A 15,296-nucleotide genomic window follows, 5' to 3' on the forward strand; every position below is an offset into this window, starting at 1 on the left:
TCCTGCGAAATTTTTTCTGCTGCAGGACCTACAGGATTTTAGCAGCATGCAGGCAAGCACGTTCTGCGGCATACCAACGGCTCATTTATTTATTAAACCCCGGCCGATGCTGGTAGGGCCACGGAGTGCCCTTACCCGTTTCACAAAATAACTTCAGGCTCCGGAGAAACTGTGCCCAGGTATAATTACATTCCGCATACATCAATGTAGCTGCTCTCCAGCCATCATGATGAAAGAGCAGCAGGGTTCCATCAGCCCCCTCCAGCTGTTCTGCCTGCCCCAGTATTTCCGGGTGGGTATTGAGCAGGATATTTTTTGTACCCGGCTCAAGATGAAAAGAAATACGGGTGCCAACCCATTCATCAGCCCCCGCAATGCAGGTCCACCGGACCAGCCGGGAAGGCTGCAGTTCTGTGATCCGCATTTCCTTAAAGTAAGGTGGGGTAAACGGAAAACGCGCAATAGTACCCGGCTCCGGCTTTGCGGTGGTGCCGGGCGTCCACCAGGCGGATAAACCTTCCTCCGTAGTGAGGGCCTGATAAATTTTTTCAGCCGGGGCTGCAATGAGTACTGCGTGGTAAATATCGGGCATGGACAAATAATTAAAATGGATCAGTCATTTAATTTATATTTTCAATATCGGGTGCGCCTGACGAATTCATAAATCAATCTTCATAAGACCGTCAATGATAAGCTTTTTAAAATATTCATTATTAATAATAAACAACCGATTATCTGGAGATGCTTCGGCTGCGTTACACTCCGCTCAGCATGACGACACTTTATTTACTTGTCATCCGAATGATCGGATTCAATGAACTCAAAACTGTTTTTGTTTATTTCAGCAGTGCAATGACTTCCTGTTTCTTCGACTGGACAATTATTTTTTTCCAGCCGTAAAAGAGCAGGTCATTTACACAGGGCTAAATTAGTTATTTCCCTGTTTAACGGCCCGCATCATTTCTCAAAATCAGGATAAGGTGCGCCTTTACTGGTTTCGCACAGCAACCGCAGGCTCCTGAAAAAAAGCGCCCAGGCAAAACTGCATCCTGCAAATTCGGTTGTATAATCCTTCCACCCATCGTGGTGAAATAATAAAACACACCCCTTCTGATGCGGCTCCAGCTCAAAATCAAGCGTAGTGCCGATCCATTCTTCAAAGGCCCTGATACAGCGCCATTTTACAAGGCTGTAAGGCTTTAGTTCCGTTACTTCCATTTCTTTAAAATAATCCGGTCCAAAGCCGAACCTTAAAATACTTCCCACTTCCGGTTTTGCAATGGTATCCGGCGTCCACCAGCCGGCCAACCCCTCCTGTGTGGTAAGGGCCTGATAAACTTTTTCTACCGGTGCGGCGATCAGCAACCGGTGGTAAATACTTTTTGTAACAGGTTTATCATTGTGCTGCTGCTCATCTGTAGCGGAAGCCACTTGCCCCGTTTCTTTGGGGGTGGCATTGCCTTTGCCCGTTTCAATAAATTTTTTCAGGCTATCGTGTATATAATGCGTCCATGCATCATGACAAACCGGGTAGCATTCGTATTCACGTACCAATCCGTGGTGCGTAAAAACAACTGTGGTTTTATCATTTTCAGCTAAAATGTCAAAAACAATTTTTGTTCCCTTCCACTCTTCCTTGTCTTTTGTAAAATTGAAATAATTGTCTTTTACAAACCATACAACCTTTTTATTGGGAATGAGGGCTGCAATTTTCATTTTAGCAATATGAACATCCTTATAATGATAGGTAAATTCAGCATCAGGTATATCCGTTGCCCCCTCAATATTTTCTGACCACCAGCCACGTACATTATTAATGGCATTAAACACAGCTGCAGGCGACTGATTCACGACAAAGGAAGTGCTGTATGATTGCTCATCTTTAGAAATATCTTTCCCCTTTCCGGTAAGTATCAGATTTTTAAGACTGGTTGTAATAAAATAATCCCAGGAATTAGAGCAAACGTTGAAACATTCAAAAGCAGGTGTCAGCCCTACATGTGTAAACTCAAGACGGGTTTGTTTTTCATTCCCTGTTATTTTAAAAACAAGCTTTGTTCCATTCCACTCCGTTTTGTTTTCAAAGAATTCATTGTTTGTTTCTAAAACACTCCAGACAATTTTTTGCGGGGCCAATTCAGTAATTTTCATCTTTGCTGTAAGATATTTATCACGATATATAAATATGCTGTTCAGTGTATCCGTTTCCCCCTCAATATTTTCTGACCACCAGCCGCGCACATTATTAACGGCATTAAATACCTGCTGTGGTGTGGCATCCACCGTAATTGTTGCTGTAAAATTTTCCTGTTTCATAATTCAGATTTTTTAATTGAGGTTATTACCGCCGGCTGCTTACAGGTTCAAAGATATTAACAGATACAGACCTTTAAAGGGTGTAAAATGGACTTTGTGATGGGTTGATTTAGACATATTATTTTTTTAACTTTGCAGAACAGGTACAGCAATAAAATATTATTGAATGAATTCTTTTCACTATTAAACCCCGTTGTATGAAATGAGCCATAAGAATATTTCATACCCGGAAGGATGATTTTCTTGGCGAATTCCATCTGGCAATTAAAAACAAACAGATGAAACAGCTTACCATACTGGTTCCCGATGCTCAAACAGGGCCCAACACCTTATCCTGCATTGTGGGCGCCTATCACATTTTTACGGAAGCCAATAACCATTATACACGGCAAGGCAAAAAACAGGTGTTCCGGATCGAGCTGGCGGGCGTATCAGAGCGATCCGCTTTTGTAAACGGACTGTTAACGATTATGCCACAGGTGCATATCCGCGCTGTTCAAAAAACAGACCTGATCATTATTCCTGCAATTACCAGCAACTTTAAAAAAACAGAAGCAGCGAATACCCTGCTGGTAAACTGGATCCTGGAACAATATAAAAAGGGCGCCGGGGTTGCCAGCATGTGTACCGGGGCCTACCTCCTGGCCTCAACGGGTTTGCTGGATAAAAAGAGCTGCTCCATTCACTGGAACGCCATAGATAATTTTAAAAAGCTTTTCCCAAAAGTACATTTAAAAGCAGAAAAGCTTATTACTGATGAGCAGGGCATTTACACCAACGGAGGCGGTTATTCTTTTTTAAACCTGCTGATTTACCTGGTTGAAAAATATTACGACCGGCAAACCGCCATTTATTGTTCCAAGATCTTCCAGATCGATATTGACCGGCAAACACAATCGGATTTTATGATCTTTACCGGGCAAAAAGCACATGGAGATGAGGTGATCAAAAAGGCGCAGGAATATATTGAAAAAAACTTTTACGAAAAGATCTCTGTGGAACAGCTTTCCAGGAAATTTACTATTGGAAGAAGAAATTTCGACCGCCGGTTTATAAAGGCCACCGGCAATACTCCCATTGAATATTTGCAAAGGGTAAAGATAGAATCTGCCAAAAAAGCGCTGGAAACCACGCGTAAAACCATTAACGAGGTGATGTATGAAGTGGGATATGCGGATGTAAAAGCCTTCCGGGAAGTGTTCCGGAAAATAACCGGTATGTCGCCACTGGAATATAAGAACAAATACAATAAAGAGGCAGCCGTCCTGTATTGAACCAACGGCAGTTAAATACGCTAATGCCAAAAACGGAACCGCAGCTATGGAAAGATACAAAAATACAGGCGGGAATTCCGGGATCTCTTTTTTTGAAACCGGTACTGATTACATCCTGGTAAAATTTTCAGACACAGCCCGGCCCTATAAGTACAGCTATCAAAAGGCCGGCTGCTGTCATGTGGAAAAAATGAAAGCATTAGCCAGGAAGGGGAGCGGTTTGAATACCTATATTAACCAATACGTGAAAGACCTTTACGATTAAGAAAAAAGTATACAGGATCCGCTATCCGGCAGGTTGTTCTTCTAAAATACAGCTTCTGCAATAGCTACGGCCCCATTACAACCTTTTGTTTACATGCGATGGGGTCATAAAGCAGGAATAATGCCGTGGCCTGCAGGCCGATGGCGCACGTTTTTCCCCCGTGTATTTTATCGCTGCTTACAAAGCGGGCAGGAGCACAAGGGTTTACGCTGAACGGTACTGTCAAGCACCCTGCCACAGGAACAGCACAGGGTATGCACCACTTCATGCGGCTTGTGATCGTTAAACTGATTACGTAAATAATAGCTGCCTTCAAAAAAGGATCTGGCTTCTGTAGTGGCGGTTCCCCCACAGGCCGGGCATTTTATTGTTTCTTCTTTCATCAGATTATCCGGTATTTATTATAGTGAGCAAAAATATCTGTTTTCTGCAGAAAGGATCTGATCTGTCCTGCATCTCCCTTAAAGACCAATAAAAACAGGCTGATCCATACAGCAGCTTTCTTTACCTTTTCCCGGGTTACCTTTTCCTAAAAGCGGTATTAATCCCCCGCTATGCGTGTACTATATCTACCATATTGAAACTGTACGAGTGACGGTATTTTATGACTGCCGATCTCCTATTTTAAAATAATTTTTTACTGTGTAAAACTATTGCACAGTATATACACCATTTTACATTATAATCGTGTGAGGGATACCTGCCTGCCGGCAGGGAAGCGAAAAGTCCACAGCGCAGCGTAGTGAGAACTTGCAGCGATAGCCCGGTCCGAGTGAGCAATGGTCAGAGTGGCCGGGCTACGAGGGGCACGACCTGACAATAATTTTTTATGAGCAAACCAAGCTTAACAGGAAAAGAACTAAGGGCAATAGGATACCCGGAAGGACCGGTGATCTCTGTTGCTATGAGCACCATGCAAAAAGCATACAGGCATGAAAGCAAAGAGTATGCGCTGAATATTTTAAAAGAGCTATTAGCTGCTCCGCATGATTATGTTTCAGATAAAACCCTGGGCATTATTGCCCAACAGCTATTGCCCAAACCGGCAGCTATGGAAGGCGCGGACATATCACTGAATCAAACCGGTATCCACTTTAATATATTCGGACAGGAGCATATTGAAGAAGGAGCCCTGCACCAGATGTACCAGGCGGCAAAGCTGCCTGTAGCAGTGGCCGGCGCGCTTATGCCTGATGCGCATAGCGGCTACGGGCTACCCATTGGCGGCGTACTGGCAACCGATAATGCGGTCATCCCTTACGGCGTGGGCGTGGACATTGGCTGCCGGATGTGCCTGAGTATTTTTGACCTGCCCCCAAAAGAGCTGACGGACCGCGAAGCCTTTTTTATACGCGAACTGGGCGCCGCCACATTATTTGGCAGCGGTGCGCAGTTTGACCGGTCTCCTGATCATGCAGTAATGGAAAACAGATTGTTTTACGAAATGCCCTTATTAAAAAGGCTGCACGGGCGCGCCTGGAAGCAGTTAGGCAGCTCCGGTTCCGGAAATCACTTTGCTGAATTTGGTATTGTAACCATTACAGAAAAAGACGAAGCCCTTGGGCTGGATGCGGGCAGCTATATCGGCTTCTTGACCCACTCCGGATCCCGGGCCTTAGGCGCTACCATTGCCAATCATTACACAAAGCTGGCCATCAGCAAACGCCGCCTGCCACAGGAGGCAAAAAACCTTGCCTGGCTGGGGCTGGATGAAGAAGCAGGAGCAGAATACTGGCTGGCCATGAACCTGGCCGGTGATTATGCAAGTGCCTGCCATCATGTGATCCATGATAAAATTGCAAAACAACTGGGGCGTAAACCTGTAAAGCAGGTAGAAAACCATCACAATTTTGCATGGAAGGAATTGTTGGATGGCAAAGAGGTTATTGTGCACCGTAAAGGCGCCACACCTGCCGGTAAAGAGGTACTGGGCATTATACCGGGCAGCATGACAGCGGATGGCTTTATTGTAAAAGGCAAAGGCACAACCGCAGCGGTGAACTCAGCATCGCACGGGGCCGGCCGCAAAATGAGCCGTACCCGGGCTATTCAATCAGTTACCGATAAACAGTTCAGGGATGAGCTGAAAAAATTTGGGGTGAAGCTGCTGGGCGGCGGGTTGGATGAATCGCCCTTTGCATACAAGGATATACACACCGTTATGCAATCACAAAAAGCATTGGTAGCCATTGTAGGTTCTTTTACACCAAAAATTGTAAAAATGGATGGCGCCGCGCACCGGAGCTGGAAGAAAAAGAAAGATGAAACTGTGGCTGAATAGGCGTATAAAAGCAGGAGCATTCTTTTACGCTCCTGCTTTATTTTTTTGATGCCGGGTATCTGTAGTATGCCCGGCTTTTTATTTCCGGAACAGCATTACAATTTTAGTTTTAGTCCCCCATTGATCACAAATCCATCTAATGGTGCATAGACATCCCTGAATACCGGGTGCGTAACGGTACCGGTATAAATACGATCAAACCGTGTTTGCCGGGTATCAGTAAAATTCTCAAAGTTGATGAAGAGCGAAAAGCGCTCCCAGATCTTTTCCGCCATAAATCCGCAGATCCAATAGCGTTTTCCGGTTGCCCCGTCATTCAGCAGTTGTTTGCCGTAATAGTACGCTTCCAGACCTATTTTCCATTTATCTTCTATTTCATATAGCAGCACGTTATTCAGCCGGTGCCGCGCGGTTAGCGGGTTCTGTTTTTTGCCGTTCTGTGTATGCAGACTGGCATCTGTAAACGTGTACCCGATAAACAATTTGAAATTGCCATAGCCGAGCTTCACATTGGTTTCCCACCCCCTCGTATCTATATGCCCGTTGGCATTGGTAAGCCGGAACAGGTTGCCCGTAATACTATCCAGCAATAAAGGATTATTGATGCGGGTATAAAAGAACAACTGGTTTACGCTCATACTCACCTTATCCAGCAAAAAGGTACGGTAATTAATATCAAAATTGACGCCATAGGATCTTTCCAGCTTATTAATAGCTGCGCTAACAGGCAATACGGAACGGAACTGTATACGCTCTGATTCTTCAGTAAAGATAGTGGGCGTTTTATAGCCAAAGCCGCCGCCCAAACGGGAGGTAAGCCTGGGGGATAGTTTAAAAAGCCCGGAGATACGCGGCAGGAAAACAAAACCGTAATTGGTAATATAGTCTCCGCGGATGCCGCTTTCGACCTGCAGCCAGCCGGCAGCCTTCCAGGTGTTTTGAACAAATCCGCCGATGGTGTTTTGTTCATAACTGCGCGCGGGAAAGCTGTCTTTCGGGTATTCCCTGAATTGATCCGTATATAAATTCAAACCCGCTACCCAGTCTGCGCGCTCCCCGTTATTATGATAGGTAAGCTCTGAATAGGTAGACCATTGCTTTCCATCAAATGTATACCCGGGTATGGTAATGGCCCGGTTAAAATTGCTGACTGAATTTTTTACTGTCAGCCCGCTGTGCTCATTCAACTGATGCTCCAGTGAGAGCTGCGTTGAAAAACGGCTGCTTTTGTTTTTTTCAAAATAACTGTGCGTGCTGTCACCCCTGCCTTTTATGTATCGGATATCCCCGCCGGTACGCTCCTCAAAGAGCGTATTCACACCAATGTTCAGGGTTGTTTTAGGGCTGAAATAAACAAAGAGTTTTGGGTTGAACACATACCGTTCTGCCCAGGGTATAGCGGTAAACCCGGTGGCAGACGGGTCATATGCCCTGCTGCTGTTCCGGGAAGCAAAAACGGTCAGGCCCAGCTTTTTAAATTTTTGCCCATAGAACCCGTTCAGATCCAACCCGCCTGCAGAAGTGCCATTGATCAAAAAACGCAGTTCTCTTTCCTCTGTTGGTACTTTGGATATAAGGTTCACCAGCCCCGCAATAGCACCACCGCCGTATAAGGTGGAAGAGGCGCCTTTGATCACTTCTGCCTGCTTTAAGTCCAGGGGTGGTGTTTGCAGCAACCCCAACCCGCCGGAGAAACCGGCATATAAGGGAAAGCCATCTTTTAGCAACTGTGTATAACGCCCGTCCAGCCCCTGGATGCGGATGCTTGCATTGGCGGAGGTGGCCGATACCTGCTGGGTCTGTATACCGGTACTTTCGCTCAGCAACATGCGGATGTCGCCCGGCTTCATATTTGCTTTCTCTTCCAGCTCTTCCCCGCTGATGAACTCCACGCGCGTTGGTGTATTTTGTATGGTTCTTGTGCTTCTTGTAGAAGAAACAACGACCTCATCCATATCCTCATCGGCTGCGCTCAGCAAAACAGTAACCGTATCATCAGAACTTGGATACAGCCGCGTTAATGTATGTGTACTATAGCCGGTAAAACTAAACGTAAACTCCTGCTTTCCATCAGGTATATTATCAACAACCGCCACCCCCTTTTCATTGGTTTGTACAGATCTGGCTGTTCCGTTGAGCGTTACGGTAGCGCCGGGTAGCGGCTCTTTTGTATCTGCGTCTTTTATGACAGATGTAAATGTATGTTGCGCCATGCACCAATGCCCTATGCACAGTAATAGTAATAAGCCTGAAACTTTTCTCATTTTATAGAATAAAGATTATAGAATAGCGGGGCTAACAGGAAAGGCTCCTGATTGTATTCTCAAAGCTTCGGAGCCAGACGAAATACAGACAAACAAGGAGTTGCCTTCATCAACCCGGATAACCATCGGTATCGGGGACAGGCTGACATTCCTTTCCGGTCAGCCCCATTTAAAAATCATAAAAAGGTCAGGCTGTTTTGGGCGGTTGCCAGATAGAAGGTAAAAAATAAAAAAGAAATTGCTCTGTATAAACAGCGTGTAGCTGAGTGTTAGCAGGTAAAGGACAGGAAAATTCGATATGATATCGGGGAAGGGTTACACCATGACAGGCACCACAGGCAAAAAAGGGCGAACAGGGGCATGCGGGCCGGGGGGCAGTATCCGGTGCTTGTTTTTTCATTGGGTACATCTGTGTTATTTCTTCCATGCAGCAACCATCATCTGCTTTACAGGGAATACCGGATAGCAGCAGCACATAAAATGCAAACAGGTAAACAAACCACTTCACAGGGGCAAATATAAACCTTATTGCTGAACCCGGATTGCCACAATCCGGGGCTGAAGCGATGTTTACCGAGTTGGCCTGTCATAAAATTGTTTCTTTTTTACCGGGCAGGGGCACAGAATAGTACTGATTGTTTAATTTTTTTACCTTCACAGGGTGCGCAAATCTGTTGAAGATGGTGAAGTTCATAAAAAACATATTCCTGTTCTTCATTATTGTAAGGTTGATCCTGCCCAACCCTGTATTGCTTTATGTGGTGCACATTCCTGACCTGATCGATCATTTTCAATTACACCAAAAAGAGTTCGGGCAGGTTTCGGTTATTGATTTCGTCATGGAGCATTTAGGTGATGAGCAGCACCATCATCATAACGCGCATGCCCACGACAGGCTGCCTTTTAATCACCATACCATCAGCCATTCCCCAACCCCGGCTTTTTTTACCGGCTTCAATGATTCCGATTTCAGGTTACAGAAGCCCGTTGATGTTTCTCCGAAAATTATGCCCCATCTGCATTTTTATAGCACCGCTTATATCCCCGCTGTCTGGCAGCCCCCCAAACAGGAACACTGTTAATTCTTTCCCCCGAAGATTATTAATCTTTTTAGACAGCAGCAACCCTGCTCTATATCCCTTTTCGAAAAAGGGAAAGAATTGTATACGGATTCCGGCTTTTTTCTGTCAGCAGAAAAAGAAGGATCCGGCTGTAATCATTCTCCTTCACTATTAAAAAAAGAGAAATGCAACAAACCAACACCCGAGATCACCAGGACCATAGCCATTCACACGAGGAGCGAACAAAATGGGTTGTTCTACTCACGGCCGTTACGATGGTAGCGGAGATCAGTTTTGGATACTGGACCAATTCAATGGCCCTGCTGGCAGATGGCTGGCACATGGCCTCACACGTTTTTGCTTTGGGCTTAACGTGGGTCGCCTATTTTGTGGCAAGAAAATATTCCCAAACAGAAAACTATTCCTTCAGCAAATTGAAGCTACTGGCATTATCCGGCTTTACAAGCGCGGTTGTATTGCAGATCGTGGCCATCATCATGGCAATAGAATCGGTGACCCGTTTGATGAACCCGGTAAAAATCCTTTTTGCAGAAGCCATTATTGTTGCCGTGATCGGGCTGATCGTAAATGGCGTCAGCGCGCTGTTCCTGCACCATGATCATGAGCACTACGACCATAATATCCGTTCCGCCTACCTTCATGTTCTGGCAGACGGGTTAACAAGCATAACGGCCATTCTTGCACTCATAGCCGGAATGTACTGGAACATTTACTGGCTGGATTGTCTAAGCGGTATCATCAGCTCTTTTGTCATTACCAAATGGGCCTTTGACCTGATGAAAGGCTCGGGGACCGAGCTGATCGATTTTATCCGTACTACCGCATCTTCAACCATAGCAGCACAACAGGGCCTGAACATAAAGGCCGCCGAAGTATTGAATGAGATCATCAAAAAAAGAAGAAGCATTTATCCTTATCAGTATGAAAAAGACAAACCCGTTCCGGACGCGGTTATCTGGCAGATCCTGGAAAACGCCAGCCGTGCGCCCAACCATAAGCAAACCGAGCCCTGGCGGTTCAATGTTTATTCGGGCGAAGGATTAAAACAGTTTGGCGAGCTGCAGGCATCTGTTTACAAACAATATGCAGGGCAGGCCTTTAATGAAGGCCGGTATCAGAAGCTGCTCCATTACCCGTTACAATCATCGCATGTCATTTCCATCGGAATGAAAAGAAATGAGGACGACAGGTTACCTGAAATTGAAGAGGTGGAAGCCGTTGCCTGCGCTGTGCAGAATATGTTCCTGAGCGTTACCGCCTATGGCCTGGGCTGTTACTGGACCACCGCAGGCATTACCTATTTTGAGGAAGCAAAAGAACACCTTGGGCTGGGAAAAAAGGATAAGCTGCTGGGCTTTTTTTATATTGGTTCTGTGAAGAAGCCGGTTACTGCGGTTTCCAAAAGAACACCTGTTAGAGAAAAAGTAAACTGGATCAACCATACACCAGGGATAAAGTAAATCATTAAGCCCCCTTTAAACAGATGAAAAAGCTGATGCATCTCTTAGCAAGCCTCTTCCCGGATTCGGCAACAGGAGAAAATCCTGCCGCCGTAAAACTATTTTACCAGATGCTCTCGGTAAAAGCATTTTTCAACCGGTTGAAAAATATTTCCGGCAACCGGTGGCCACCGTATCCGGGAAATTACCAGATAATACACCCGCAAGGGCAAATAGCCCTTTGCACGCTCACATCTGATGAGCTGATCCCGGTAGCAACGCTTCCGGAAAATGTAGCCATCACAGGAACATTGATGACGCCCAATTTAGGCATTGAACGGATGATCCTCAACATCCTTTCTAACCCGAACATCCGTCATCTGATCCTTTGCGGAAAAGAGTCTCCGGTCTTTAAGGCCGGGCAGGCTATCGAATGCCTATTCAGCTATCGAGTTGACCATGAGAAAAGGATCATCAATGCAGAGGGTCATTTCCCGGTATTGATGAACCTGTCCGAAGAAAACATCAGCCGGTTTCTAAAACAAACCCGGTTAATATCTATTAAAAATGAAAAGCGGACAGAAGTGATCCAGCAAAAAATAAACGAGTTAGCTCTTAAAACCGAACCTTATCATAAAAGGCTTCTGCCTGAAAATAAGGTATCTGAAGACGCCTCTTTTACGGAGCTGAAACCGGGCGGAAAAAGGATCCCTCTGGATTATGACCAAAAGGGTTTCTTTGTGATCACAACTGATTCCAAAAGAAATGCAATACAGGTAAAGCATTATTACAGGGGTAACCGGCCGGGGTATTTTATTAAAGGGCGTTCGTCCGAATCCATTTTACTGGCGATCCTGGAAAAGGGTTTGGTGTCACAAATGAGCCACGCAGGATACCTGGGCGCAGAGCTGGCAAAAGCGGAAACAGCCCTGAAGCTGGATCTGAAATATACGCAGGACCAGCCGCTTAAACGTAGCACCTGATCCATAAGGGTCAGGTTGCGCAGATTTCCGCTTCAGGCCTTTTTAAACAACGAAAGTCCGGCAGGTTTTATAATACGCTGCTATCAATTTTATTAAACTGTCCACAAACACAGGCAGTTTGTGCGGATATTATTGCCGTCAACTTATGACCCCGAGCCTACAGCTCTCAGCTTTTATTACTGTCATCATAACAACGAACTGAAGTTCTTTGTTAGCGCATTCAACCGAGGCTACGCCTCTGTACGCATCATTATCGCAATTCCTACACAATGTGCTGCTGCTCTTTTCCGACCCAAAGGTCATCGGCCTGATTCATGAAACAACTCCGGAATTGATTCCGGGGTTAAAGAATCTGTATAGAACTCTGAGTGCCATCAGTACGATACATTTTTTTGACACCAGGAAGTATTCCTGATAGCCATAGTCAAAAACAGTGCATTCTCTGCACTGATCAGGAAGAGCGGTAATTCTGATACCGGTTGATTATTATACGGAAGTGACCTTTTAATCAGACCAAAAAGTTTCTCACAGCAATACCCCGAAAACCGGGAGAGCGGCTGCGTAATATTTTACTTTGACCTGTTATATAGCAATGAATCATTCCTCCTTTTTCCGGAACAACTGCGTAACGTTGTCAAACAGGTACTCATCATAATACACCCGCTGCTCATCCCGATTGGTTTCAATACGGAAGTCGGGAAGGCCATCGGCATTGTAATCACCGGTCTGAAAGAGGGAATCAACAGCAGGATACTGCACACCCGTGATGATCTGCATGGGCTGCCGGGCGGCTTTATTTAGAATCCTGATAGCAACAATGGTATTGGTATCAGCTGCTTCAAAACGAAATAGCAGGGTTTCTGATTTTAGCTGTAATGAGAACCCGGGAAGCATCGCCTCTTTTCTGATCCAGCCTTTTATATCTTTTTGTGTATTACTTACAGCTTCTACATAATACCAAAGCGGGGTTTCTTTTCTTATGAAGGCATAGTCATCTTTTACGAGTTTCCCCACAGGCTTTTTTATATCCACCGGAAAGTTATAAACAGCGGAAGAATCAGCAAAAATGCGCCCGCTCGGATAAACCTCTTCAACCCAATTACCGTTTACCAGTTTCCCCGTTCTGTTTTCCGCAAAATACCCGCTAGCCATTTGCTCCCGGCTCCAATAGAATACTTTTTGAAGTGTATCCTTCACAAAAATATATTGCTCTCCGCCGTGGTATCCGGCCCCGCCCCGCCAGTCAGTGGAAATACATTTGCGTGCCGGATCAATTTCAACATTTGAAAGGTTTGATAACTGTTTATTATACTCAAACTGACCGGAATGTGCATTATAAATATGATAATCGTGACTGATATTTGCGACATCGCTTATATAGCGCGCGCTAAGCCAAATATCGGGGTGCCCGTCAAAATTGCAATCCCGCACCTGAACCACATCAGCCGGATCCTGTTTGAAGAATGCCTTATTAAAAATAACCTGTCTTTTCCCGGTTCTTTTATTGATGATTCTGATCGCTTCAATATTAGCAGGCTCATCACCCGGGCCAGCGGAAGTACAGGATATTTCAAACCGGAATTGCCTTGTCTGCTGTTTTTGCTTTATCCACGGATTGGTTACAAGATCTTCTTTTTTTACCCATCCCGATTTTATTTGCAGCTTTGAATCGTTGGGCGGCAGGCCGGTATCCGGTATGTAATGCATTGCCGTATCGGGTTGAATGATGATCCTGTCTGCAAAAAGCCAATCTGCAGAATCCCTGCGTACGGCAATATATTCTCCCCGCCGGAAGCGGCTCATCACCGGAGTATGCGGCATTGTGCTTTTATACAACGGGATACCATCATGGTCAAAAGTGAATATCAGGTTCCGGTAGGGCGCACGCCGGTCATGCGGATAAAAAAAACTTTCTTCAAAGGTAAAGCGATTACCGTAACGGGAGGAACGGGAGGAAGAATCATAGCGTTGCAGCTGCCCGCGCAGCGGCGGAAGGACAATAAAGGCCAGCAGGTTGCTATAGCCGGTAAATGACCGTCCAAAGCGCCATTGCCCTTCAATATCCGGATGATCGGGAAAAGCCCCGTCCATGACGGGTTCAGGGGAAACGCAGTCTCCGGTTACCGGAAACGCCTGTGCAAACACCGGGACTCTGCGCCCGTTATAAAAACCGCCGGAGACAAGCTGCTTCAGTTTTTCTTTGCCGCTCTTGCTGACGGTATCGCGCAGCAGGGCGATCTTCATTATCCCGGTTGCCGTATCTATGGCGGCCAGCGCATAGCGCAGCCCATATTGCGCAATGCCTTTATGCGGTACCAGGTTTACTTCATAAAAACGGCCCGGATTTACCATATACCGTGTATAGTGTTCCATAGGGAAAATATTATCGGAAGTAGGGAACAGCCGATAAATGCACGCACCCGGCAGCTGGGCCTGCATCATTGCCGGATGCGCTGTTATTATAGCTACAACAAACAGTATCCTGAGGCGATTACATTTTCGTTTTAATTTCTCGGATCGTTTTTTCATAAAGCGCCTTTTTATTATGATTGCACATTTCTTTAATAAATTACTCTCCCCCAAAAGCCTTAACTAGTAATTTGTACTCATAAGAAAGCTGCGACAATGCGATCAGCCCCGTTATCACAAACAAAATGATGCGCATTTTTCTTTCTTTGAAAAGAAAGGGCAGTCCCATAAAAATAACCAGGGACAGCAGGGAGAAAAGATTCAGCAGGCTCATAAAGTTTTGCTGGATCTCTCTAAAGTGATGGTAGTCTTTATCAGCCATAGCGGAAAGTTTTTTGTCGGCCAGGGACCAAGCAACAACAGCAACACGGGAAATACCTTCTACAATGATGAGCAACAATAATAAGGTTTGGGTAGCATAGGCTTTTGTTTCGTGGTATAGTCGTTCTCCATACCTGTTTATACCCCGCGTTCCTTTTTGCAGCAAAACAATTGCAAATACAACCATGCCCGACAATAAAAAAATAATTGCCGTAAGGGCCCAGCCATAAAAGGCCGTTCTTTCCAGCCAGCCGGTCTTTTTTAATGCCTCAGCAAGGCATAAGTAAAAGGTTCCAACGGACACAACGGGTATTAAAAGATACCAGCCGCTTTTATTACTATCATGTAACCGCCGTATAGTAAGAGCCAGCCCCGGAACAAATACCGCCAGCGAATACATTGTATAAACCCACCCAATGACCAGGCTCTGGCCATTACTTGTGAAGCTGGTTTTAAAAAGAACATCCAGCACAATGGCGATGATGGCAAAAAGAGCATTGAATAACGCGAAGAACCAATATTCCGCTCTGCCGGCTCTTGCATTAAAATTTGCAAAATTTTTAAACGCAGATAAATACCCTTTCATTTTTTAAAGTGTTTTG

Annotated in this window: 12 protein-coding genes; 6 read left to right on the forward strand and 6 right to left on the reverse strand. The window is 45.4% G+C overall.

Translation table 11 applies throughout. The features are described 5' to 3' along the window. Window positions 1-85 precede the first annotated feature (85 nt). Together A8C56_RS20915 and A8C56_RS25180 are read right to left on the reverse strand one after the other, a co-directional pair. Window positions 86-592: an SRPBCC family protein gene (locus tag A8C56_RS20915; RefSeq protein ID WP_067760384.1), complete on the reverse strand. Its 507-nt coding sequence runs from the start codon at window positions 590-592 to the stop codon at window positions 86-88. 365 nt (window positions 593-957) lie between these two features. After that, window positions 958-2,316, reverse strand: coding sequence for an SRPBCC family protein (locus A8C56_RS25180; RefSeq protein ID WP_084490321.1), 1,359 nt, complete (start codon window positions 2,314-2,316; stop codon window positions 958-960). A 278-nt stretch (window positions 2,317-2,594) separates the two neighbouring features. On the opposite strand from A8C56_RS25180, the gene A8C56_RS20925 reads away from it, so the two are divergent. Together A8C56_RS20925 and A8C56_RS20930 are read left to right on the forward strand one after the other, a co-directional pair. Continuing rightward, window positions 2,595-3,590, forward strand: a complete 996-nt coding sequence (locus A8C56_RS20925; protein ID WP_067760386.1) for a GlxA family transcriptional regulator — start codon at window positions 2,595-2,597, stop codon at window positions 3,588-3,590. A gap of 46 nt (window positions 3,591-3,636) precedes the next feature. Continuing rightward, window positions 3,637-3,855, forward strand: a complete 219-nt coding sequence (locus A8C56_RS20930; RefSeq protein WP_067760388.1) for a hypothetical protein — start codon at window positions 3,637-3,639, stop codon at window positions 3,853-3,855. 167 nt (window positions 3,856-4,022) lie between these two features. Here A8C56_RS20930 and A8C56_RS24570 read toward each other — a convergent pair whose 3' ends face one another. Continuing rightward, window positions 4,023-4,238, reverse strand: a complete 216-nt coding sequence (locus A8C56_RS24570; RefSeq protein ID WP_157098049.1) for a hypothetical protein — start codon at window positions 4,236-4,238, stop codon at window positions 4,023-4,025. 446 nt (window positions 4,239-4,684) lie between these two features. Here A8C56_RS24570 and A8C56_RS20940 point away from each other — a divergent pair, with 446 nt between their 5' ends. Continuing rightward, on the forward strand, window positions 4,685-6,136 hold the full coding sequence (locus tag A8C56_RS20940; protein ID WP_067760391.1) for an RtcB family protein: 1,452 nt from the start codon (window positions 4,685-4,687) through the stop codon (window positions 6,134-6,136). A 95-nt stretch (window positions 6,137-6,231) separates the two neighbouring features. On the opposite strand, the gene A8C56_RS20945 is transcribed toward A8C56_RS20940, so the two are convergent. Further along, the gene (locus A8C56_RS20945) at window positions 6,232-8,400 is read right to left on the reverse strand and encodes a TonB-dependent receptor (RefSeq protein ID WP_067760392.1); all 2,169 of its coding nucleotides are present in this window, start codon (window positions 8,398-8,400) and stop codon (window positions 6,232-6,234) included. Window positions 8,401-9,080: 680 nt separating this feature from the next. Between A8C56_RS20945 and A8C56_RS20955 the strand changes: the two genes are divergently transcribed. The 3 genes from A8C56_RS20955 to A8C56_RS20970 all read left to right on the forward strand — a co-directional run bounded on the left by A8C56_RS20955 (window position 9,081) and on the right by A8C56_RS20970 (window position 11,904). Beyond that, entirely contained in the window at window positions 9,081-9,482 is a 402-nt protein-coding gene (locus A8C56_RS20955) for a hypothetical protein (protein ID WP_157098050.1), read from the forward strand. A gap of 164 nt (window positions 9,483-9,646) precedes the next feature. After that, window positions 9,647-10,942 carry a cation diffusion facilitator family transporter gene (locus A8C56_RS24575; RefSeq protein WP_157098051.1) on the forward strand — a complete coding sequence of 432 codons (1,296 nt, stop codon included), beginning with the start codon at window positions 9,647-9,649 and terminating at the stop codon, window positions 10,940-10,942. A gap of 35 nt (window positions 10,943-10,977) precedes the next feature. After that, window positions 10,978-11,904: a DUF4346 domain-containing protein gene (locus tag A8C56_RS20970; protein ID WP_169818816.1), complete on the forward strand. Its 927-nt coding sequence runs from the start codon at window positions 10,978-10,980 to the stop codon at window positions 11,902-11,904. A 597-nt stretch (window positions 11,905-12,501) separates the two neighbouring features. On the opposite strand, the gene A8C56_RS20975 is transcribed toward A8C56_RS20970, so the two are convergent. Continuing rightward, entirely contained in the window at window positions 12,502-14,433 is a 1,932-nt protein-coding gene (locus A8C56_RS20975; RefSeq protein ID WP_157098052.1) for an XAC2610-related protein, read from the reverse strand. Window positions 14,434-14,473: 40 nt separating this feature from the next. Then, a complete protein-coding gene (locus A8C56_RS20980) occupies window positions 14,474-15,280 on the reverse strand; it encodes a DUF805 domain-containing protein (RefSeq protein ID WP_067760401.1) in 807 nt (268 codons plus the stop codon). Window positions 15,281-15,296: the final 16 nt, after the last annotated feature.

This window comes from Niabella ginsenosidivorans (genome assembly GCF_001654455.1).
Taxonomy (GTDB): Bacteria; Bacteroidota; Bacteroidia; order Chitinophagales; family Chitinophagaceae; genus Niabella; species Niabella ginsenosidivorans.